This is a genomic window from Streptomyces sp. ISL-94 (genome assembly GCF_018614075.1).
In the GTDB taxonomy this organism is placed as follows: Bacteria; Actinomycetota; Actinomycetes; order Streptomycetales; family Streptomycetaceae; genus Streptomyces.
The window spans coordinates 96227-117198 of sequence record NZ_JAGGOZ010000029.1; the positions used below are offsets into that span (position 1 = coordinate 96227).

24 protein-coding genes, 1 tRNA gene and 2 pseudogenes are annotated in these 20972 nt (G+C 72.9%); 11 read left to right on the forward strand and 16 right to left on the reverse strand.

The window, feature by feature from the left end; all coding sequences use genetic code 11:
* Positions 1-11 precede the first annotated feature (11 nt).
* Together J7E94_RS11770 and J7E94_RS11775 are read left to right on the forward strand one after the other, a co-directional pair.
* Positions 12-1916: a GAF domain-containing protein gene (locus J7E94_RS11770; protein WP_215014739.1), complete on the forward strand. Its 1905-nt coding sequence runs from the start codon at positions 12-14 to the stop codon at positions 1914-1916.
* A 151-nt stretch (positions 1917-2067) separates the two neighbouring features.
* On the forward strand, positions 2068-3549 hold the full coding sequence (locus J7E94_RS11775) for an amidohydrolase family protein (RefSeq protein WP_251056504.1): 1482 nt from the start codon (positions 2068-2070) through the stop codon (positions 3547-3549).
* A gap of 12 nt (positions 3550-3561) precedes the next feature.
* Here the strand turns inward: J7E94_RS11775 and J7E94_RS11780 are convergent, their stop codons facing one another.
* From J7E94_RS11780 to J7E94_RS11805, 6 genes are all read right to left on the reverse strand, one after another.
* Positions 3562-4134, reverse strand: a complete 573-nt coding sequence (locus J7E94_RS11780) for a putative glycolipid-binding domain-containing protein (RefSeq protein ID WP_215014741.1) — start codon at positions 4132-4134, stop codon at positions 3562-3564.
* A 10-nt stretch (positions 4135-4144) separates the two neighbouring features.
* Positions 4145-4462 carry a hypothetical protein gene (locus tag J7E94_RS11785; RefSeq protein ID WP_215014742.1) on the reverse strand — a complete coding sequence of 106 codons (318 nt, stop codon included), beginning with the start codon at positions 4460-4462 and terminating at the stop codon, positions 4145-4147.
* Between the two features lie 35 nt (positions 4463-4497).
* A complete protein-coding gene (locus J7E94_RS11790) occupies positions 4498-5622 on the reverse strand; it encodes a glutamate--cysteine ligase (RefSeq protein WP_215014744.1) in 1125 nt (374 codons plus the stop codon).
* A complete protein-coding gene (gene grpE, locus J7E94_RS11795) occupies positions 5619-6248 on the reverse strand; it encodes a nucleotide exchange factor GrpE (RefSeq protein WP_215014746.1) in 630 nt (209 codons plus the stop codon). Before grpE ends, J7E94_RS11790 begins: the two co-directional genes overlap by 4 nt.
* Positions 6245-8128, reverse strand: a complete 1884-nt coding sequence (gene dnaK, locus J7E94_RS11800; protein WP_215014748.1) for a molecular chaperone DnaK — start codon at positions 8126-8128, stop codon at positions 6245-6247. Before dnaK ends, grpE begins: the two co-directional genes overlap by 4 nt.
* Before the next feature lie 162 nt (positions 8129-8290).
* Complete coding sequence (locus J7E94_RS11805) at positions 8291-9223, reverse strand: NADP-dependent oxidoreductase (RefSeq protein ID WP_215014749.1); 933 nt, start codon at positions 9221-9223, stop codon at positions 8291-8293.
* 111 nt (positions 9224-9334) lie between these two features.
* Between J7E94_RS11805 and J7E94_RS11810 the strand changes: the two are divergent.
* A pseudogene (locus J7E94_RS11810) lies at positions 9335-10290 on the forward strand (GlxA family transcriptional regulator).
* A 6-nt stretch (positions 10291-10296) separates the two neighbouring features.
* On the opposite strand, the gene J7E94_RS11815 reads toward J7E94_RS11810, so the two are convergent.
* Complete coding sequence (locus J7E94_RS11815; protein ID WP_215014750.1) at positions 10297-11052, reverse strand: class I SAM-dependent methyltransferase; 756 nt, start codon at positions 11050-11052, stop codon at positions 10297-10299.
* 89 nt (positions 11053-11141) lie between these two features.
* The gene (locus J7E94_RS11820; RefSeq protein WP_251056505.1) at positions 11142-12596 is read right to left on the reverse strand and encodes an Ig-like domain-containing protein; all 1455 of its coding nucleotides are present in this window, start codon (positions 12594-12596) and stop codon (positions 11142-11144) included.
* A gap of 158 nt (positions 12597-12754) precedes the next feature.
* On the opposite strand from J7E94_RS11820, the gene J7E94_RS11825 reads away from it, so the two are divergent.
* Positions 12755-13279 (forward strand): GNAT family N-acetyltransferase, encoded by a 525-nt coding sequence (locus J7E94_RS11825; RefSeq protein WP_215014751.1) that lies wholly within the window; start codon positions 12755-12757, stop codon positions 13277-13279.
* Positions 13280-13356: 77 nt separating this feature from the next.
* Here J7E94_RS11825 and J7E94_RS11830 read toward each other — a convergent pair whose 3' ends face one another.
* Entirely contained in the window at positions 13357-13587 is a 231-nt protein-coding gene (locus J7E94_RS11830; protein WP_215014752.1) for a hypothetical protein, read from the reverse strand.
* 113 nt (positions 13588-13700) lie between these two features.
* On the opposite strand from J7E94_RS11830, the gene J7E94_RS11835 reads away from it, so the two are divergent.
* Positions 13701-14291, forward strand: a complete 591-nt coding sequence (locus J7E94_RS11835) for a TetR family transcriptional regulator (RefSeq protein WP_215014753.1) — start codon at positions 13701-13703, stop codon at positions 14289-14291.
* A gap of 28 nt (positions 14292-14319) precedes the next feature.
* On the opposite strand, the gene J7E94_RS11840 is transcribed toward J7E94_RS11835, so the two are convergent.
* Positions 14320-14970 (reverse strand): MerR family transcriptional regulator, encoded by a 651-nt coding sequence (locus J7E94_RS11840; protein ID WP_215014754.1) that lies wholly within the window; start codon positions 14968-14970, stop codon positions 14320-14322.
* A gap of 104 nt (positions 14971-15074) precedes the next feature.
* Here J7E94_RS11840 and J7E94_RS11845 point away from each other — a divergent pair, with 104 nt between their 5' ends.
* Positions 15075-15605, forward strand: a complete 531-nt coding sequence (locus J7E94_RS11845; protein ID WP_215014756.1) for a DUF4188 domain-containing protein — start codon at positions 15075-15077, stop codon at positions 15603-15605.
* Positions 15606-15630: 25 nt separating this feature from the next.
* Here the strand turns inward: J7E94_RS11845 and J7E94_RS11850 are convergent.
* Positions 15631-16133, reverse strand: a pseudogene (locus J7E94_RS11850) (GNAT family N-acetyltransferase); the annotation flags it as partial.
* A 116-nt stretch (positions 16134-16249) separates the two neighbouring features.
* On the opposite strand from J7E94_RS11850, the gene J7E94_RS11855 reads away from it, so the two are divergent.
* A tRNA-Met gene (locus J7E94_RS11855) sits at positions 16250-16323 on the forward strand.
* Between the two features lie 78 nt (positions 16324-16401).
* Here the strand turns inward: J7E94_RS11855 and J7E94_RS11860 are convergent.
* From J7E94_RS11860 to J7E94_RS11870, 3 genes are read right to left on the reverse strand one after another with little or no spacing between them, the layout of a single operon-like run.
* The gene (locus tag J7E94_RS11860) at positions 16402-16887 is read right to left on the reverse strand and encodes an SRPBCC domain-containing protein (protein WP_215014758.1); all 486 of its coding nucleotides are present in this window, start codon (positions 16885-16887) and stop codon (positions 16402-16404) included.
* Entirely contained in the window at positions 16884-17225 is a 342-nt protein-coding gene (locus tag J7E94_RS11865) for a helix-turn-helix transcriptional regulator (protein ID WP_215014760.1), read from the reverse strand. The genes J7E94_RS11860 and J7E94_RS11865 overlap by 4 nt, the downstream gene beginning before the upstream one ends.
* 4 nt (positions 17226-17229) lie before the next feature.
* Positions 17230-17604: a VOC family protein gene (locus J7E94_RS11870; RefSeq protein WP_215014762.1), complete on the reverse strand. Its 375-nt coding sequence runs from the start codon at positions 17602-17604 to the stop codon at positions 17230-17232.
* A gap of 152 nt (positions 17605-17756) precedes the next feature.
* Between J7E94_RS11870 and J7E94_RS11875 the strand changes: the two genes are divergently transcribed.
* Positions 17757-18140 (forward strand): VOC family protein, encoded by a 384-nt coding sequence (locus tag J7E94_RS11875; RefSeq protein ID WP_215014863.1) that lies wholly within the window; start codon positions 17757-17759, stop codon positions 18138-18140.
* Positions 18141-18148: 8 nt separating this feature from the next.
* On the opposite strand, the gene J7E94_RS11880 is transcribed toward J7E94_RS11875, so the two are convergent.
* Positions 18149-18655 carry a response regulator transcription factor gene (locus J7E94_RS11880; protein WP_251056540.1) on the reverse strand — a complete coding sequence of 169 codons (507 nt, stop codon included), beginning with the start codon at positions 18653-18655 and terminating at the stop codon, positions 18149-18151.
* On the opposite strand from J7E94_RS11880, the gene J7E94_RS11885 reads away from it, so the two are divergent.
* Both J7E94_RS11885 and J7E94_RS11890 read left to right on the forward strand, forming a co-directional pair.
* Positions 18654-19055: a D-(-)-3-hydroxybutyrate oligomer hydrolase gene (locus tag J7E94_RS11885; RefSeq protein ID WP_251056506.1), complete on the forward strand. Its 402-nt coding sequence runs from the start codon at positions 18654-18656 to the stop codon at positions 19053-19055. The two genes, J7E94_RS11880 and J7E94_RS11885, sit on opposite strands and share 2 nt — an antisense overlap.
* Before the next feature lie 71 nt (positions 19056-19126).
* Entirely contained in the window at positions 19127-19339 is a 213-nt protein-coding gene (locus tag J7E94_RS11890; RefSeq protein WP_215014766.1) for an antitoxin MazE7, read from the forward strand.
* 46 nt (positions 19340-19385) lie between these two features.
* Here the strand turns inward: J7E94_RS11890 and J7E94_RS11895 are convergent, their stop codons facing one another.
* A complete protein-coding gene (locus tag J7E94_RS11895; RefSeq protein WP_215014768.1) occupies positions 19386-20045 on the reverse strand; it encodes a hypothetical protein in 660 nt (219 codons plus the stop codon).
* Between the two features lie 190 nt (positions 20046-20235).
* Between J7E94_RS11895 and J7E94_RS11900 the strand changes: the two genes are divergently transcribed.
* Positions 20236-20814 (forward strand): hypothetical protein, encoded by a 579-nt coding sequence (locus J7E94_RS11900; RefSeq protein ID WP_215014769.1) that lies wholly within the window; start codon positions 20236-20238, stop codon positions 20812-20814.
* The last annotated feature ends 158 nt before the right edge of the window (positions 20815-20972 follow it).

Here is a 20972-nt window from a genome sequence, read left to right on the forward strand (position 1 = left end):
ACAACCGCCGTATGCTCCCCACCGTGACAGCCACCGGCACCCCGCACACCCGGCCCGGCCCGCGGCGCCTCCTGGACCTGCTGGCCCAGGGGGCGCCCGCCGAGGAGTTCGCCCGTACCGCCGCCGAGGCCAAAGCGGCGGGTGCGTCTGCGAGTGAGCTGGCCGCGCTCGCCGAGGCCACCGAGGTGGCCCTGCGCATCCGCCGCACCCTCAGCCAGCACCGCCGCCGCGAAGCGCAGCTCACCGCGCTGTTCGACTCGGCCAGCGACTTGGCGGCCCTGCGCGATCTGGACGCCGTGCTACGGGCGATCGTGCACCGGGCGAAGATGCTGCTCGGCACCGACGTCACCTACCTGTCCCTCAACGACGAAGCCGTCGGCGACACGTACATGCGCGTCACCGACGGATCCGTCGCCGCCTCCTTCCAGCGGGTGCGGCTCGGCATGGGCGAAGGGCTCGGCGGCCTCGTCGCCCAGACCGCGCGCCCCTACGCCACCGGCGACTACCAGGCCGACGACCGCTTCCACCACACCGGCGCCATCGACAGCGCCGTACGGGACGAGGGGCTGCGGGCCATCCTGGGCGTACCCCTGCGCGTGGGCGCCCAGGTCATCGGGGTGCTGTACGCCGCCGACCGCACTCCGCGCGAGTTCACGCCCGAGGAGGTCGCCCTGCTCTCCTCCCTGGCCGACCACGCCGCCATCGCCATCGACGGCGCCCGGCTGCTGGAGGAGACGCGGACCGCGCTCGTCGACCTGGGCTCCGCCACCGCGACCATCCGGGCCCAGAGCGAGGCCCTGCACCGCGCCGAGCACGCCCACGACCAGTTGACCGACCTCGTGCTGCGCGGCGGCGACGCCGGCGGGGTGGCCGGCCGGCTCGCGGACCTCCTGGACGGCGGCATCCTGATCCACGACGCGGAGGGCGCCGAACTGGCCCGTACGGGGACACAGCCGCTGCCGCCGCCCGACGCGGCGGTCGCCGCCTCGCGGGCCGGCGGCCGGGCCGTGCCCCTGGACGGGGCATGGGTGTGCGCCGTGCTGGCCGGCCCCGAACTGCTCGGCAGCATCGTGCTGACCGGCCGCCCGGACCTCGCGGACGCCGACCGGCTGCTGTTCGAGCGCGCCGCTGTGGTCACCGCACTGCTGCTCCTGCTGCGCCGGTCGGTCGCCGAGACCGAGGACCGGGTCCGCGGGGAGCTGCTGAACGACCTGCTGTCGACCAGCGGGGACCCGGGCAGCCTGTCGGCGCGCGCCCGCAGGCTGGGCGTCGATCTGGACCGCCCGTACGGGGTGTTCGTGGCGCACGGCGAGACGGCGGACCGGCAGCGGCTGCTGGCCGCGGCCACCCGCAGCGCCCGGGCGCGTGACGGCCTGGTGGGGCTCCACCACGGACAGGTGGTGGTCGTGGCGCCGGCCCGGGATCCGGGGGCGGCCGCCCATGCCCTGGCCGCCGAGCTCGGCCAGGCGGCGTCGGCCGAGGTCACCGTCGGCGCGGCCGGTCCCGTGTCGGGTCCGGCCGGCCTGCCGGCGGCGCACGCCGAGGCCCACCGCTGCCTGTCCGCGCTGCGCGCCCTGGGCCAGAGCGGCCGCGGCGGCGCCCTGGCCGACCTCGGCTTCGTCGGTGTACTCCTCGGCGACCAGGCCGGGGTGGCCGGATATGTACGCAGCACGCTCGGCGCCGTACTGGACTACGACACCGCGCGCGGTACCGACCTGACGCGCACGCTGGAGGCGTACTTCGCCGAGGGCTCCAGCCTCACCAGGACGAAGGCGGTCCTGCACGTCCACGTGAACACCGTCGTCCAGCGCCTGGACCGGATCGGCCGGCTGCTGGGCCGGGACTGGAACGCGCCCGGCCGGGCGCTCGAACTCCAGCTCGCGCTGCGCCTGCACCGGCTGGCCACGAGCCGCTGAAATTCCGCCAGTTCCACAAAATGTTGACGCGCCTCTATCGGAAAGCCCTTCGCCTGCCCGACGATCCCGGTATCCTCCCCCGCTCCCATCTGACGACCCGTCGGGGCAGGGAAGGGCGAACCGATCCGTGTTCGTTGGGAGGCACTACGTCATGCAATCCCTCGGAGACTGTTCCGGCGGCGCCTCGCCCGCCGCATCCACACCCGCATCCACGCCCGTACCCGTACCGGTACACGCGCCCAGCCGTCGGGGCGTTCTGACCGGCCTCGGGATGGCCGCCGCCGCTCCGTTCGTCCTCGGCGCAGGACGGACACGGCCACGCAGCCGCCCGGCACAGACCACGCAGACCGCGCGGACCACCGTCCTCAGGAACGCCGCGCTCGTCCTCACCATGGACCCCGCCCTCGGCGACGGCCCCCTCGGCACGGTCGCGAACGCGGACGTCCTCATGCGGGACGGCGCCGTCGCCGCCGTCGGCAAGCGCCTTCAAGTACCGCCGGGCGCGCAGGCGGTCGACGCCGCCGGCAAGCTCGTGATGCCGGGCTTCGTCGACGTCCACACCCACCTGTGGCAATCGTCCATGCGCGGCGGCTGCTCCGACCGCGACCTCTTCGGATGGCTCGCCGACTGCAACTGGACCACGTTCTCCCGCATCCCCGCCGCGGACATGTACCGCTTCGTCCGTCTGGGCGCCCTGGACTCGGTGCAGTCGGGCGTCACCACCCTCGTGGACTGGGTCGACGCCCTCCCGTACGACACGACGGCCCAGTACGTGCGCGCCCTGGCCGACACCGGGGTCCGCTTCACCTACGCGATGTTCCAGGCCGAGCGGGAGGCCGCACTGATCGCCCGGGTGAAGCGGGAGCTCGTCGACCCGGTGCCGCTCGCCTCGGCGCAGGTGGCCACGCACGCGGCGCGGGCCATCCAGGGCCTGGGCCGGCTCCACTGGGAGATCGCCCAGGACCTCGGCGTCATGCTCAACAGCCACGTGCTCGAACGCTCCGAGCAGCGCGCGGACGACCCGATCGGCGTCCTGGCCGACATCGGCGCGCTGGGCCCCCGGCTGCTGATGAACCACGCGATCCACCTGACCGACGCGGAGATCGCCGCGCTCGCCGCCCACGACGTACGGGTCTCGCACTGTCCGCTGAGCAACATGCGGCTCGCCTCGGGGATCATGCGGCTGCCGGACCTCGCCCGGCGCGGCGTCAAGGTCGGACTCGGCCAGGACGGCGGCACCAACGACAGCTCGGACTTCTTCGCCCTCATGAAGACGGCCATCGGCCTCCAGCGGGCGCGTTCGCTGGACGCTGCGGTGTTCCCCCAGGTCCAGGACGTGTTGCGGATCGCCACCCTGGGCGGCGCCGAGGCGATCGGCATGGCCGACAAGGTCGGCTCGCTGACCCCCGGCAAGTGCGCGGACGTCATCGTGGTCGACCCCGCGACGCTCAACTTCGCGCCGCGCTTCGACTGGGTCGGACAGCTCGTCTTCAACGCCCGCCCGGAGAACGTCCACGCGGTCTTCGTCAACGGCCGGCCCCTCAAGCTCGACGGCCGCCTCGTCGACGTGGACCCCGACCGCGTCGTACGGGAGGCGGAAGCCGCCGCCGGGCGCCTGCGGGCCGCCTCCTGACAGAGCCAGGCGTCAACGGGTGAGTACGGTCGCCAGTTGCGGATAGCCGAGGACCAGGCCGTCCTCGTCGAACTCGACGTCGCTGCGGAAGTCGCCGGACTCGTAGCGGATGCGGGCGCCGTGCTCGGCGCGGGCCAGAGGGGTGTACGTCTGCCGGCTCGCGCTCACTTCGAGGCCGGGGACGGCGACCCAGGCCATCAGGAAGGGATGCGGTGCGTTTCCGGGCTGCCGGTGCAGCCCGTGCCGGAGTACGGGCATGGTGTTCGTCAGGGGACACAGGCCCAGGTCGCAGTCGAGGGCACCGTCGAGATCGGGGCGGTGCCCTGCGTCCACCGTCCAACGGCCCGCGTCGTTGCGCAGATCGAGGGTGCGGGTCGCTGCCGCGGTCTCCACGGTGACGTGCAGGCGCGAGGTCACGTACGCCTCCACCGTTTCCAGCGTGTACGAGACCCAGTACGGCTCGGGGACCAGGCCGACGGCCCGGCCCCGGGCCGTGAGCCGGCCGTCGGTGAGGCCGACCCAGGCGGTCGAGAAGCCCCTGCTCGGCAGGATGTCCCAGGTGCGGACGAGGCTGCGGCTGCTCATGCGGGCGAGCCTACTCCGAGTCGTCGCGGGCGAGCCCGAGGGCCACGTCCTGGAGGATCTCCTCGGTCGACGGCTCCGCCTCCGTCTCGTCGTAGGCGTTGGCGATCGATTCGAACGCGAGGATGAAGCCGCTGATCAGGGCGCTCAAGGGGTCGGAGAGCTGGTTCAGGAGCGACAGGCCGACCTCCTCGGGGCCGGCCCAGGCCGGAACGACGAACTCCGAGGGGATCACCTCGCCGAGCAGTTCCGAAACGAAGCCGGGCTCCTCTCCCCCGCGCAGGGCGGTGAGCGCGGCGATGGCCTTCAGCTTGATCTCGTTCTCGGTCATCCTGCGAGCGTAGGAGCGCGGTGCGCGGACCGCGCTCAGCCCGGGCGCCGTGTCGTCGTGGCCGCGAGCTGGTCGACCACCGCCTCCAGGCGTCCCGTACGCCGGTACAGCTCGCGCTGGCACGCCGCCCCGTCCCCGCGGGCGGTGAGGAGGGCATGGAGGCGCCGGACTTCGGCCAGGTCACCGGCGGCCTCCAGGCCGGGGCCGGCCCGGCGCAGGAGTGCGGAGGTCAAGGTGTGGGCGGGTACGGTCTCGCCGGTGAGGGGGTCGAGGCCCTCGCCCCGGTGCCCGTAGTGGGCGGCGTAGCGGTGTGCCGACCACAGGCGGGCGGCCGGTACCTCGGGCGGCGGGCGGCCGCGGGGGCCGGACTCGGCCAGCACGGTCGCGCAGAGCCCGCGGATCAGCAGGGCCACCAGCACGGTGGTGTCCAGGTCCGCGTTGACGTCGGCGATCCGGATCTCGAGGGTCGGTACGTGCTCGGACGGGCGGGCGAACCAGTAGATCATCCCCCGGTCGAGCAGGATCCCGGACCGGACCAGGGCGTCGGCGGTCTGCTCGTAGCCCGCCGCGTCGAGCTGCGGTGCGGGCCCCGCCGTCGGCCAGCGTCCGAACGCCACCGACCGCCAGCTGGCGCACCCGCTGTCCCGGCCCCCGGCGAAGGGGGAGTTCGCCGCGAGCGCCTGGATGGCGGGGAGGTAGGGGCGTACCCGGTTGGCGAGTTCGAGGGCGCCGGGGCGGTCCAGGGTGCCGATGTGCACGTGGCAGCCGCACACGATCCCGAGCCGCCCGTCCACGAGGGCCCCGTAGTACCTGGCCATGCGCTGGTAGCGCGGCTTGTCGGTCACCGGGATCGGGTCCGCGGGCGGCACCACGGCCGTACCCGCGGCGACGAGCAGGCATCCCGCGTCCCGCGCCGCCCGGGCGGCGGTGGCGCGCAGGGACACCAGCTGCTCGCGCAGGTCCGCACCCGAGCGGGTGGGCTGCGTACAGAACTCGATCTGGCAGGCGTAGAACTCGGCCTGCGCCTGGTGGGGGCCGAGCAGCTCCGAGACCGCGTCGAGCACCTGCGGTCCGCGCGGTACCGGCGCCCGCGTGGAGCGGTCGACGAGGAAGAACTCCTCTTCGACCCCCATGGTGAGCTCCACGCCGGTCGCCGTCATGGCGGGTCGCTGCCCTGCCCCTGCTCCGGGCCCTCGCCGACCCACACCTGGGCGGGACGCAGGAGCTGGCGCCCGACGCGGTAGCCGCACCGCAGTACGGCGGTGCAGACGGGCCGGCCGGCGGCCGCGGCGGAGACCACCCCGCCGACGGCTTCGTGGCAGGTGGGGTCGAAGGGTTCGCCCACGACCGCGAAGGCCTCCAGGCCGAGGGCGCCGAGCTGTGCGTCCAGCGTTTCGGCCACGGTCCGCAGCCCGCCGTGGAGCGGGTCCTCCTCGCGGGCCCGGTCCATGGCGTCCAGGACGGGGAGCAGCATGCGCAGGACGTTGGCGACGGCGGCCTCGCCGACGGCGAGGCGGTCCCGCCGTACGCGCTTGCGGTAGTTGTCGTACTCCGCCATGAGGCGCTGGAGATCGGCGGTGCGCTCGGCGATCCGCTCGACGAGGCCGGCGGCCTCGCCGCCAGAGTCGGTCCGGGGGCCGGACCCGCCGTCCGGGCCGGAGTGCTGCGGACCGGGCTCGCGGGTCGGGTCCCCCGGCTGGAGGGTCAGCGGGCCGTCACTGCGGCGCCCCCGGATCACGGACAGGGGCGGCTGCCCGCGTCGTGCGGATCCGCTCGGCCGGTTCACGACCCCTGTCCCTTCTGCCCGTTGTCGTCGACGATCTCGGCGTCGACGACGTCCTCGTCCGCGCCCGATCCGGACCCGCCCGCTCCGCCGTCCCCGGAGGCCGCTCCGGCACCACCCGCGGCGCCCGTCTCCCCCGCCTGGGCGTAGAGCGCGGCGCCGATCTTCTGGGCGGCATCGCTCGCCCGCTGGGTCGCGGCGCGGATAGCCGAGCTGTCCTCGCCCTTGAGCTTCTCCTTCACCTCGGAAACGGCGCCCTCGACCTCGCTCTTGAGGTCGGCCGGGACCTTGTCCCCTTCCTCGCGCAGCAGCCTCTCGGTCTGGTAGACGAGCTGTTCGGCCTGGTTGCGGGTCTCGGCGGCCTCCTTGCGGCGCCGGTCCTCCTCCGCGTGCTGCTCCGCCTCGCGGACCATGCGCTCGATGTCGTTCTTGCCGAGCGAAGAGCCGCCGGTGACGGTCATCTTCTGCTCCTTGCCCGTGCCGAGGTCCTTCGCGGTCACGTGCATGATGCCGTTCGCGTCGATGTCGAAGGAGACCTCGATCTGCGGGACGCCACGCGGGGCCGGCGGCAGGCCGGTCAGCTCGAACATGCCGAGCTTCTTGTTGTACGACGCGATCTCGCGCTCACCCTGGTAGACCTGGATCTGCACGGACGGCTGGTTGTCCTCGGCCGTCGTGAAGATCTCCGACCGCTTGGTCGGGATCGTGGTGTTGCGCTCGATGAGCTTGGTCATGATGCCGCCCTTGGTCTCGATGCCCAGGGACAGCGGGGTCACGTCGAGGAGCAGGACGTCCTTGACCTCACCCTTGAGCACACCGGCCTGGAGGGTGGCGCCGATGGCCACGACCTCGTCCGGGTTGACGCCCTTGTGCGGGTCCTTGCCGGTGAGCGACCTGACCAGGCCGGACACCGCGGGCATGCGGGTGGAGCCGCCGACGAGGATGACGTGGTCGACGTCGGAGACCTTGATCTTCGCGTCCTTGACCGCCTGGTGGAAGGGGGTCTTGCAGCGGTCCAGCAGATCGGCGGTCAGCTGCTCGAACTGGGTGCGCGTGAGCTTCTCGTCCAAGTGCAGCGGGCCGTCGGCGGAGGCGCTGATGTAGGGCAGGTTGATGGTCGTCTCGGTGGCGGAGGACAGCTCGATCTTCGCCCTCTCGGCCGCCTCGCGCAGGCGCTGGAGCGCCATCTTGTCCTTGGTCAGGTCGATCCCGTACCCGTTCTTGAACTGCCTGACGAGGTGCTCGACGACCCGCTGGTCCCAGTCGTCGCCGCCGAGGCGGGTGTCGCCGTTGGTGGACTTCACCTCCACCACCCCGCCGCCGATCTCCAGGAGCGAGACGTCGAAGGTGCCGCCGCCGAGGTCGAACACGAGGATGGTCTGGTCGTCCTCCTTGTCGAGGCCGTAGGCCAGGGCGGCGGCGGTCGGCTCGTTGACGATGCGCAGCACCTTGAGTCCGGCGATCTCGCCGGCCTCCTTGGTGGCGGTGCGCTGGGAGTCGTTGAAGTACGCCGGTACGGTGACCACCGCGTCGGTGACGTTCTCTCCCAGGTAGGCCTCGGCGTCGCGCTTGAGCTTCTGGAGCACCCTCGCCGAGATCTCCTGCGCCGTGTACTGCTTACCGTCCACGGCGCCGTGCTCCGGGAAGCGCCAGGCCGCATCACCCATGTGCCGCTTGACCGAGCGGGCGGTGCGGTCCACGTTGGTGACCGCCTGCCGCTTGGCCAGCTCCCCGACGAGCACGTCGCCGCCCTTGGCGAAGGCGACGACCGAGGGTGTGGTCCTGGCCCCTTCCGCGTTCGGGATGACGGTCGGCTCGCCGCCCTCCAGTACGCAGACCACGGAGTTCGTCGTTCCCAGATCGATGCCGACTGACCGGGCCATTTTTTCAGCCTCCAGTCCCGAGTCTCTGTTTACTTGGGGGCTGCCCCGTACGCGGGCCGGCTATGCCGCGAGAACAGGGAGCCGGGCACGCTCGCGTACGGCGCTCGCGACGCGACGTCGTCGGCCGTCACGCAGGGTCTTCGGGATCTTCGGCTCTGGTCGTCAGTCGGCGACCGTGAGGACGATCTTGCCGGTGGTGCGGCGGCCGTCGGCGAGTTCGTGGGCCTTGGCGGCCCGTTCCAGGGGCAGCGCCGTGTCGATCTCCGGGCGCAGCAGGCCGGCCTCGGCGAGGGCGGCGATCTCCCGCATCCCCGCGTGATCGGCCTCGACCGCCATGAAGGCGGCGCGCAGCCCGAGCGGGCGCGCCCGGTCCGCCAGGTAGGTCTCGGCCGGCGAGGCGAGGGCGACCAGGATGCCGCCGGGGCGCAGGGTGCGCAGCGAGCGCGGCCCGTAGTCCCCGCCGATGGCGTCCAGGACGACGTCGACCGGCTCGATCGCGGTCTCGAAGTCGGCCTCGGTGTAGTCGACCAGTTCGTCGGCGCCGAGGCCGCGCAGGAAGGCGTGCTTGGCCGCGCGGGCGGTGCCGATGACGTGGGCACCCCGGGCCTTGGCGATCTGCACGGCGAGGTGGCCGACGCCGCCCGCCGCCGCGTGGACCAGCACCCGCTGCCCTGGGCGGACCGCGGCGGTGTCCACGAGCGCCTGCCAGGCGGTGAGCGCGGCCAGCGGCAGCGCGGCGGCCTGTACGTGGGTCAGTCCGGCGGGCTTGCGGACCAGGTGCCGGGCGGGGGAGGTCACGTACTCGGCGTACGTGCCCGCCGGGAGCGGGTGGCGCGGCAGGCCGAACACCTCGTCGCCCGGGGCGAGCGTGGTCACTCCGAGGCCGACGGCCTCGACCACACCGGAGACGTCCCATCCCAGCCGGATCACGGCGCCGGCGAGGCCGCCCGACGCGCGGTGCCAGGAGTCGGTCGGGTTGACCCCGGCCGCGTGCACCCGTACGAGCACCTCCGCGGGCCCGGGCTCGGGACGCTCCACCTCGACGACCTTCAGCACCTCAGGCCCGCCGAATCCGTCCTGTCCGATCGCACGCATCGTCTTCCCCCCCCTGTTCGCCGGGCCCCTGCGGCCCACTTGGATCAAGGTTGGCGCAGGGGTCCCGCCGAAACGAGTGGCAAGATTGCCATCATCTGAAAGAATCTTGCCATGCACCGTGTCGTGGTCCTGGCCCTCGAAGGCGTCTATCCGTTCGCACTGAGCATTCCCGTCAGGATTTTCGGCACCGCCGAGGGGCCGTCCGGCGAGCCCCTGTACGAGGTCGCCACGTGCAGCCTGGACGGGGAGCCGGTCACGACCAGCGCCGATTTCGCCATCACGGTGGCCCACGGGAGCGAGGCGCTGCGCACGGCCGACACGCTGGTGATCCCGCCGTTCACGTGCGGCCCGGACCGGGAACGGGACTGGCTGCCCGAGGAGTTGGCCCGGGCCCTGACGCTCCTGCCGGCCGGGGCGCGCATCGTCTCGATCTGCACCGCCTCGTACGTCCTGGCCGCCGCGGGCCTGCTCGACGGCCGCCGCGCCACCACGCACTGGAACGAGGCCGAGCACTTCCAGCGGGCCTTCCCCCGGATCCAGGTCGACGCGAACGTGCTGTTCGTCGACGACGGCCAGGTGCTCACGGCCGCGGGGGTCGCCTCCGGCGTCGACCTGTGCCTGCACCTGGTGCGCCGCGACCACGGGAGCGAGGTCGCCAACCGGGTGGCGCGGCTCTGTGTGGTGCCCCCGTGGCGCGAGGGCGGCCAGGCGCAGTACATCGAGCGCCCGGTGCCGCGGCCCACCGCCTCCAGCACCTCCGCGACCCGCGCCTGGGCGCTGGAACGGCTGCACCGGCCGCTCTCCCTCGCCGAGTGGCGCAGCACGCGCGGATGAGCGTACGGACGTTCTGCCGGCGGTTCCGCGAGGAGGTCGGCATGCCGCCCGGCCAATGGCTCGCCCAGCAGCGGGTCGAGCACGCGCGGCGGCTGCTGGAGACCACCGATCTGCCGGTGGACCAGGTCGCCGCGCACGCGGGCTTCGGCACCGCCGTCTCGCTCCGCCAGCACCTGACGTCGGCGATCGGCGTCGCGCCGACGGCCTACCGCAAGGCGTTCCGCACCGGTTGACCGGCCCTAAGACGGCGTGGCCGCCGACGCCGTGGTGATCACCAGCGGCGGGTTCGCCCGCTCCGCCGTCCAGTCGCGGCCGCGCACGAGGTCCGGATCGGCGACGGTGAGCGCCTCGTCCACGGTCGGGCGGTGCTGGTCGACGTCCCCGAAGCCGGCGCGCTCCAGCAGCGCCGGGAGGATCCCCGCGGGCCAGGCGTGGTTGCGCACCTCCTGCCAGGTCCCGTCCGTACGCCGCAGCCGCACGGTCAGCGGCTCCCCCGGCCCGTACTCCTCGCCCGGGGCGCCGATCCGCAGGGAGGCGTAGTCCCTTCCGGCGCAGGCCGGGTCGGTGGTCAGCAGGACGAGCGGGGCGCCGGGCCGCAGCAGCCGGCGGATCTCCGCGAACACACCGAGCACGGCCTCCTCGGTCGGCAGCGACGCGAGCACGTGGTTGCACATCACCGCGTCGGCGCAGCCGTCCGCCAGGTCCGTCACCCGGCCGTCCTCGACCAGGTGGTACTCCGCCACCGCCGCCCCCGAAGCACGGGCCAGCGCCAGCATCTCCGGGGAGGTGTCCACGCCCCACACGCGTGCCCGGAGCCGCCGGGCCGCGGCGTCGGCCACCTTGCCGGGCCCGCAGCCGTAGTCCAACAGGACCTGGCCCCCGCCGATGCGGCGGGCCAGGGCCCGGAAGACGAACGGGTAGCCGAGCAGCCAGTCCGTGGCGGCTTCGACGGCCGCGAAAGCCTGGGCACCCTCACGTCCTGACCAGTCGCTCACAGGCCCACTATCGACCCGCCGCAGCCGTGCGGAGGGCTGCGACACGAGCCTGCGCTACGCGCCGGGCGGCCGGTCCCGCCGGCGGCCTGTCAGGTGGTCGGGTGCAGCCGGGACGGGGTGGGCGGGGAGGTGTGCGGGTGCGCGTCGGCGGATGCCAGGGCGCTGCCCGCCAGCCAGGACCGCCAGTCCATGTTCCAGTCACCGAATCCGTTCGCGAAGGGCGCCATCTTCTCGCCGCCGCTGTTGACCACTTCGACGATGTCCCCTTCGCGGACCGTCTCGAAGAACCAGGCGGCGTTCTCGGTGCTCATGCCGGTGCACCCGTGGCTGACGTTCTCCTCGCCCTGCGCGTCGACCGACCAGGGTGCGGCGTGGATGTACTCGCCGCTCCACGTCACACGGGTCGCGTAGAGGACGGGCAGGTCGTAGAACTCGCTCGTGCCGCGCTTGATGCCGACGGTGTCCCCGCGCATCCGGACCTTGGGCTCCTTGCGCAGGACGACCTTGACGCCCGAGCGGGTGCGGAATCCGGCCTTTCCGGTGGTGACCGGGATCGTCCTGATGATCCGTCCGTTGCGGCGTACGGTCATCTGGTGGGCGGCGGAGTCGGTGACGGCCTCGATCCGGTCTGCGACGGTGAACTCGATGCCGTCGGAGGGACCTCCGTAGCCCCGCTCCCCGACCTCCACCCCGTCGAGGCCGCTGCGCACGCGGACCACCGTGTGGGCGGGCCAGTACGTACGCGGCCGGTAGTGCAGGGTCGAGTCGTCGACCCAGTGCCAGGCGCCCTCGACGCGCGGCTCCGAGGTCACCTGCAGGGCCTGCTCCACCCGGGCGCGGGCCAGGGGGTCGTCGGCGGGGACCGGATGGCTGAGGTCCGCCGTGACGATCTCACCCGCGCCGTACGTCCCCGGGCGGGGCCCGAACTCGGCCGTCAGCCGGCCGCCGTCCGCCGCCGGCGGGGCGGTCCTGAACGCCATGGTCACACCGACCGGCGTGCCGGCCGCGTCCTGGGCGCCGACCTGCACGGTGTAGGTCTCGCCCGCCCGCAGCGGCTCGGTGTTCTGCCAGTTCCCGCCGTCCGGGCCTAGTTCGCCGGCCAGCTGCCGGCCGTGTGCGTCGCTGACGGTCACGTCGGTGAGGCGTCCCCGGTCGGCGAGGGCGATCTCCAGCGGCGCGTCGGGGTCCGTGGGGAGCGCGACGGCGCGGGCGGCGCGCGCCGCGTCGCCGAGGGCCGGCTCGCGCAGTACGGCTCCGCTCCCCCGGGCGGTGGCCCGTACCCGCTGCTCGCGCCAGCCCGTGCACAGCCCGGGCCTGAAGGTGTGCACGGCGCACAGCCCCGCCGCCCCGGTGCGGCCGCCCTCGTCGAGGGCCCTGCCGACCAGCAGGGTGACCGCCGCTTCCCGCGGCCCGCTGCCGGGTTCGCGCGTGGTGTCCGCGTCGTGCGCCCGGCCCGGCGCCGCCGCGACCACCAGCATGGCCCCCGTGACGGCGGCCACCACGCTCCACGCCTTGGTCGGTTGCTTTCGTTGTGCCTGTGGCATGACCACACAGCCCTCCCAGATCTCACACGGCCCGTTGGCAGCATCAAAACGATCGGGAGCCGAAATGATGATCATTAACTCGGCTCTTCGGCCGAACGGGCATCCCAAGAGAACTCGTTCGGAGCACACCGGCCGGGCGGGCTGCGTAGCATCGGGCCATGCACCGGCTCCCCTTCCGGCTCCAGCGCCTGCGCCCCGACCACGCTGCCGCCCTGCTCGACTTCGAGCGGGAGAACCGGGCCTACTTCGCCGCGTCGGTTCCCGACCGGGGCGACCCCTACTTCGCCCACTTCGGCGCACGGCATGACGAGCTGCTGGCCGAGCAGGCCGCCGGGCTGCACTTCTTCCATGTCCTGGTGGGTGACGGCGGCGAGATCCTGGGCCGGGTCAACCTGGTGGACGTGGCCGACGGTTCGGCCGAGCTCGGATACCGGATCGCCGAGCGGGCCGCCGGGCGGGGACTGGCCACGGCCGCCGTGCGCGAGGCCTGCCTCCTGGCCGACGCGGAGTACGGCCTGACCGCGCTGCGGGCCGTGACCACCCTCGACAACGGCGCCTCGCGGGCCGTACTGGCCCGTACGGGCTTCATGCCCGGCGAGGAGTTCCTGCTGGACGGCCGCCCGGCCCTGCGCTTCGTACGGGACCTGTGGGAGGCCGCCGCCCGCGAGGTGCCTGAGCCGTAGCCGGGGCGACGACGGCCTGGACCTGACGGCCCTGGGCCGCCTCCCCTGGCTGCCGCCCCGATGCCCCGCCGGACGCGTCAGCGTGAGCGGCGGGCGGTGAGCCGGGCGTTGGCCTTCATCAGGGCGGGGACGAGGACGTACACGACGATCGGGATGGCGATCGCGGTCAGGATCAGCGTCTGGAGCACCAGCGGTACGTCCTTCAGGACCGGGCGCAGCAGGGCGAGCACGATCGTGATGGTCGGATACACGGCGACCCAGGTGATCAGCGCGCGGCGGTGGATGGACGGGACGGCGTGTGCGGACATGAGTACCCCCTGGTAAGCGGCTGGATCCCCAATCTCCAACCTTCTGGTTGGAGTCTGGCACAGTCTGCGGCACAACTCCAACCGCACGGTTGGGAATAACGTAGGATGGCCGCATGGCCTGGGACACCGCGCGCACCAAGCAGCTCCTCCTCGACGCAGCCGTCGAGGAGTTCGCCGAGCACGGCCCCGAGGGGGCCCGCGTCGCGCGGGTGGCCACCCGCGCCGGGATCAACAAGGAGCGCATCTACCAGTACTTCGGCAGCAAGGAGAAGCTGTTCTGCGCCGTCCTGGAGGCCGAGCTGGCCAAGCTCGCGACCGCCGTCCCGATGACCCCCGAACAGGCCGAGGACCTCGGCGACTACGCAGGCCGCACCTACGACTATCACCGCGAGCACCCGCACTTCCTGCGCCTGCTGGCCTGGGAGGGCCTGATGTGCCAGGACCGCGTCGTCGCCGAATGCGAGCGCACCGACCACTACGCCGAGAAGGTCGCCGCGATCGCCGAGGCCCAGCGCCGAGGCGCGCTCACGGCCGAGGTGCCCCCCGCGCAGCTGCTGCACTCCCTCGTCTCGCTCATCAGCGGCTGGTTCACCCTGCCCCAGCTGGCCCGGATGCTCGTCCCGGACGTACTCGACGGCGGCGAGGGCCGCAACCCGCGGCGCGAAGCCCTCGTGGCGATGGCGCACCGGCTCACGCGCCCTTGAGTCACGGCGGCGGCCGGCGGGCGTCCGGTCACGCCAGCCCGTAGCGCCGGGCCGACTCCTCTTCCTGGGCGAGACGGCGGAGCGCCTTGAGCACGGGCTCGAAGAGGATGGTCGCGGCGACGGCGGTCTCGACCTTCTCCGCCTCGGAGGGGTGGGTCTCCACGAAGTCCAGGTCCCGCATGGCCGCTTGGTGCATCAGCTCGGCGTACGGGGCCATCAGCTCGGCGTCCCAGGCATAGCCGAGCCGCATGAGCGTGGCCACGGCCACCACCAGGGAGCGGTGGACGGGCGACAGCGCACCCAGCTCGCGGGCGGTCGACCAGCCCAGCATCTCCAGCAGCCGGTCCACCTCGCCGCGCGCGGCGGCCGTGACCTCGTCCTCGTCCTCGTCGTCGGTTTCGGGGTCCTGGGGCAGCGCCCAGAGTGCGGCGCCGAGGCGGATCGTGCGGCCCAGGGAGTCGTCATCGACATGCCGGAGCACCTCCCGGACCGTCGCCACGGGGACCTTGCCGACCTGGATCATCGCGCGCACCAGCCGGAGCCTGCGCAGGTGGCTGTCGTCGTAGTCGGCCGTCGTCGCGCTGATCCGGTGACCCGGCTGCAACAGGCCTTCGCGGAGGTAGTACTTGATCGTCGCGAGGGAGACACCGCTCCGCTCGCTCAACTCCGCCAGCCGCATCCCTTGAACCTTCCCTTGGACAGTGTCACTATCCAACCACGAAGACTTGGACAGCCGCGCTATCCAACCAGCGGCGAGAACGAGGACGAGGACGAGGGGGCACCGTGTTCGCGAAACCGATACCGGGCCGTACCACCGCGGACGTCAAGGGTGACGTCGTGGTCCTGCTGATCGGCATGCGCATCAACCGCTTCCGGGGGGTGCACCACTGGCTGCCGGTGGCGCTGGCCATGCCGCGCATGCTCCGCGAACTGGCCAAGGACCCCGACCGCGGACTGCTCGGGCACGTCCTGCTCACCGCGTCGCCCCGCACGTACTACGTGGTCCAGTACTGGGAGTCGAAAGAGAAGCTCTACGCCTACGCCGCGGCCCCGGACATGCTCCACCACAAGGCGTGGTCGATCATCAACCGCAAGGAGCGCGCGGGCAAGGTGCGCGGGCACGTGGGGCTGTGGCACGAGGCGTACATCGTGCCCGAGGGCTCGCACGAGTCGATCTACTTCGACATGCCGCCCTTCGGACTCGGCGCGGCCCACGGGGTGCTCCCGCTCGAGGCCCGCGGCCGCCGGGCGACCGACCGCTTCGCCCACCGCCGCACCCCGGCCGCCGAGAGCCCGCAGGAAGCCGCCGGCTAGTGCTGCGGCCGGCCACGGCCGCGCCGAGCGCGCGGTGCATGCACGCGCGGGGCCACCGGTCCAGGCCGTGGAGTGCCTCGCGCGCGCGGATCTCCCGGAGGCCGGGGGTGAGTCGGCGCTCGTCCAGGACCCGGAAACCGCAGCGGGCGTAGTACGGGGCGTTCCACGGGACCTCGGTGAAGGCGGTCAGGGTCAGGGCGGGCACGCCGCCCCGTACGGCGTGCTCCGCCAGGTGGTCGATCAGCGACCGGCCGAGGGCGCGGCGGGCGCTGTCCGGGTGCACGGACACCTGCTCGACGTGGAGGTTGCCGTCGACGCGGTCCGCGATCAGGCAGGCGACCGGGGCGTCGGCCTCGTCGGCTGCGACCCAGGCCAGGCCGGCCTGCCGGTAGCGGGCGAGCGCGTCGAGCGGGAGCGGCTCGTCGTCCGCGATCTCCGGCATGCCGATGTCCCGGAAGCACCGCCCGGCGGCCCTCTCGATGTCCTGGAGAGGGGCAGTTCGTCGTGGCGTACCGCACGGATGCTCAGGGACGCATTGTTCCGGGCAGGCCGGACGGTGCCCCCTGGATTTCAGGTGGCCGGCAGCGCGCCCGGCAGAAGTGGTCGGCGGGCGGCCCTGAGTGCCGTAGGGTGAGGTTTACCGACGCGGGGTGGAGCAGCTCGGTAGCTCGCTGGGCTCATAACCCAGAGGTCGCAGGTTCAAATCCTGTCCCCGCTACTACCCGGAAGGGCCCGGATCCGCGAGGATCCGGGCCCTTCCGCTGTATCGGCGTCCCTGCGTTCCGGGATCCGTGCGTCAGAGCCGCTCGACCACGGCGCGCAGCGCGTCCATGACGAAGGTGCGCCAGCCCTTTCCCATGATGGTGCGGGCCGCCATCTGCGCCGGGTCGTCCGGGTCGAAGCCCTCGTGCACGAGGAAGAGCCGGGTGCCGCGGCCCTCCGGTTCGAGGGTCCAGGTGATCGTCCAGTCCGCCGCGTCGGCCGCGGAGGTGTCGGCGTCCCGCCAGCGGACCGACAGCATGCGCCCGGTCTCGTAGGCGAGGACCTCGGCCGCGGTGGTGCCGGAGTAGCCCGTGTTGGGGCGGGGCAGCGTGGTCATCGTGTAGCGGTGGCCGACCTCCAGGCGGAAGTCCGACGCCATGAGCCACTGGGCGATCAGCTCGGGTTCGGTCAGGGCGCGCCAGACCTTGGCGGGCGGGTGCGGCAGGAACTGGTCGACCCGGACGGTGGTGAGGTCGTCGTCGGGCAGGGGACCGGAGGGGAAGCCGGGTTCGGTGGTCATGTCTCATCGTCGGGCATGCGGTCGAGGAGCTCGCCGAGGTCCTTGAACCGGTCGCGCCAGAACCGCTCGTACGGATGGAGCCAGTCCTGCACATCGGCGAGCGGCGCGGCCTCCAGGCGGTAGATCCGCTGCCGGCCGGCGCGCTCCTCCGAGACGAGCCCGGCCTCCCGCAGCACCTTGAGGTGCTCCGAGAGGCTGGGGCGGCGCATGTCGAAGTGGTCGGCGAGGGCCTGGACGGGCTGCGGGCCGCGCTCGCGCAGCAGGCGCAGGACTTCGCGGCGGGTGCCGTTGGCGAGCGCGGCGAACACGCGGTCCTCTGCGGCACCCGTCGTGACCATGGGGCTAGAAGCCTTCCTTCTCCGTGAGCAGCATCAGGCCGTTGCCGTCGGGGTCGCGGAAACCGGCCATCCGCCCCCAGGGGGCGTCGTCCGGCCCCTCGACCTCGACACCGGCCGCGGCGAGCCGGGCGCAGTCGGCGTCGACGTCGGCCGTGACGAACATGATCCCCCGGGTCGAGCCCGGCATGAAATCGCCCATGCCGGGGCCTGAGAGCGTAAAGACGGTCTGCGCGCCCTCGGGGGCGACCTGGAGCCAGCGCATGGGACCGACCCGGCGGTCCGTCCGCACCTCGAAGCCGAGCACGTCGGTGTAGAAGGCGAGGGCCCGGTCCTGGTCGGCGACGGGGAGGGTGACGAAGGAGGCGTGCGTGATGTCCATGCCTCCACGATAGGTAGGGGATTCCCTACGTGTCAAACGTAGGGAATCCCCTACCTGAAATCTCCTCCCCATCGCCCGGTCCGGCGCACGTGCGGCGCCCGGGGCGCCGGGAGGAGGATGGGAAGGGGACCGCTGCGGAGATCGGAGTGACCATGTTCCAGGACACCAAGGCGTTCAGCGGCTACTCGGTGGACGACGTCGGGAAGGCCAAGGAGTTCTACGGCGGAACGCTCGGCGTGCGGGTCTCGGAGGACGACGGCATGCTGTTCCTCCATCTCGGCGGCGGCGGCACCGTGCTGCTGTACCCCAAGGACAACCACCGGGCCGCCGACTTCACCGTCCTCAACTTCCCGGTGGCCGACGTGGAGAAGGCCGTCGACGAACTGACGGCCCTCGGTGTGACCTTCGAGCGCTATCCGGACTTCGACGCGGACGCCAAGGGGATCGTCCGGGGCGAGGGCGGCATGCCCTCGATCGCCTGGTTCAAGGACCCGGCCGGCAACGTGCTGTCGGTGCTCGACGAGTCGACGCCCTGACCCGGGTCTCACCCACCTCCTCCCCCGCTCGTCGGCTCAGCCGAGGCGGCGGCCGCCCTGCCGCGGTCCGTCTGGAGGAGCCCGTGGTCGCGGGCGTGGATCGCGGCGTGCGTACGGTCCCGCAGGCCCAGGCGGGACAGGACGCGGGAGATGTGGTTCTTGACCGTGCCTTCGCTGAGGAAGAGGCGGTCCGCGATCTCCCGGCTGGTCGAGCCCGTCGCGATCAGGCGCAGCACGTCGGTCTCGCGCTCGGTGAGGACGTCGAGGCCGGGGCGCTCCGGAGACCGTGCGGGCTCGCGGGAGACGGCGGGCGCTGCGGGGTGGGCGGGCCCCGGGCGGGTGAGGCCGCCGGCCAGGCGGCGGGCCACCGCGGGGTCGAGCTGGGCCACGCCCTCGTGTGCCAGGCGTACGGCCGCTGCCAGTTGGGCCGAGGGCAGGTTCTTGAGGAGGTAGCCGATGGCGCCTGCCGCCAGTGCCTGGACCACGTACGCGTCGTCGTCGAAGGTGGTCAGCATGATCACGCGGCAGTCCGGTGCGCGCCGGGCCAGTTCGCGGACTGCGGCGACCCCGCTGTCCCTGACCGGCCGGATCGGCCGGCCGCTGATCACCCTCCAGGGCACGCTCGACACGCTGCTGCCGATCTCCAAGAGCGGTGACGTCTACGCGAAGATGGTCGGGGACGCGGGGCGCGGCGATCTGCACCGCTATTACCGGATCACCGACGGGACCCACGCCGACGGCCTGTTCAAGCCGTTCCCCGAGCCGGTCCGGCCGATGTCGCCGTGCCTGAAGACGGCCTTCGACGCCCTGACCGCGTGGGCGGCGCAGGGCGCCACCCCGCCGCCGAGCCACACCGTGCCAAAGGCCGCGGCCGGGAGTGACACCGTCAACTCGTGCTCCCTCCAGCACCTCTGACGCGTCGCTGATCCACCCTGCGCGTCCGCGAACCGGCCCCCGTGCCGCTCGCGGGCGCGCATACTCGGAGCATGGCTGACACCACCACAGTCGAGCTCGACACCGAGGTCCACGACCGGCTCACCGCGCTCGCCGCGGCCCGTGGCCTGAGCCTGCCCGCCTATCTCGCGGAACTCGCCGCCGCCCAGGAGAACGAGGCCGGGCTGGCACGCGCCGCCCGCGCCTTCGAGGAGGCGGTCACGCGGCCCGGCTTCCGCGAGGCCTTCGCGCGCGACTTCGCGTAGCTTCCTGGTCCCCTGGCCGGGGGGCGGTCGCCACTCCCGGCGTGGTTCAGTGGCCGCCGCGCGGTTCCATGCAGCCGCCCTCCATGTACATTCCGTGGGCCTCGACCTTGGCGGGGCTGCCGAGCCACCCGGTGACGCACGGCCCGGTGCCGGGCACCAGGTAGGAGAAACCGAGCGCGCCGCCGGTGCGGTAGACGTTCCCGTTCCCGGGCTCGTAGCCGAGCCCCGTCAGCGCGGCCACCAGATCCGCCTCGGTGGCCGGCGCCGCGACGCCGGGGCCGGCCAGCGCCTTCTTGATGCGCTGCGCATGCGCCTCGCCCCGGCAGCGGGCCTCGGGCGTGAGCGCGCTCTTCTGCTTGAAAGCGTTGTTCTCCGCGTGCTTGGCGGCCTCGGGGTCGGTGGGCAGGGCGGCCGGCCCGCCGGAGTCGGAGTCGGAGTCGGAGTCGGTGGCCGTGGCCGTGGCCGTGGCCGTGGCCGTGGCCGAGCCGGCGCAGCGCGCCGCCACTTCCGGGAACGCCTTGTCGTGGCTCGCCCTGGCGGCTGCCGCCGCGGCGGAGGGGTCGGCCGTCGCAGAGGCGGGGGCCGAGGGCGCCGACGGCGTACCAGCGGCGCCGGCCCCGGCCCCGGCGTGCGTGGTGCCGCACGAGGTCAGAGCGAGCAGTCCTGCGGCGAGGCCGGCGGCCACGAGGGCCGCCGGGCGGTGCATCGGTATCACTGTGGTCTCCAATTCCCTTACGGGCTCGGCAGGAACGCCGATTATGCCTGGTGGGAGGCTTGAGGGACCGCCGTGAGCGCCGCTGAGACCATATTGACGAAATCCTTGTGCTTAGGGCAGCCTTACCTTCGCTCACGCTGTGCGGTGTGGGCCCGCCCTCACATCCGGCCATCGGAGCACCATGTCCACTGCAGATGCCACCTCGATCACTCGGAGATCGGTCCAGCCCGCCGATCTGCTCCGGGTCCCGCTGTGGTGCGCTCCCACCCTGGCCTCCCTGGCCGTGTGCGCGGGGTGGGGAGCCAGCATCTGGGTGGCCGTCCATCTGCGGGCCGACTCCACGCTCCACACGGCAGCGCTCTTCGTCCACCTCGCCAGTCTCGTCGTCGGCTTCGGCGCGGTGCTCTCCATCGACTACTACGGCATCCTCTGGCTCAGCGGCCGCAAGTCCCTGAGCGCGGTGGTCGGCTCCACCGCGCCCCTGCACCTGCCGGTCTGGGCGGGCCTGGCCGGTCTCATCGCCAGCGGCGCCTTCCTCCACCCCGACCTCTCCTCCCCGCTCACCTGCGTCAAGCTCGGCCTCGTCCTGGTCCTCGCACTGAACGGCGTCCAAGCCGGTGTGCTGCACCGGCGCCTGGCCGCCCTCGACGGCCGGCCCGCCACCCGCTCGCTCCTGCTCTGGGGCGCGGTGTCGGCGACCGTCTCGCAGGTGGCGTGGTGGGGCGCCGTCGCCATCGGGTTCCTCAACAGCCGACGCTGACCGGGTCCTCCTGGCGCGGAGGCGTTCTGGCGCAGCCTGGCGGCCGAGGTCTGCGACGCCCGCGAGACCGGGGAGCACGGCGGATTCGGGACGGTCCACTTCGAGATCCCGATGCCTGTCCTGGTGCCCTAATGCTGTGGCCGGAAAGGTTCACCGGG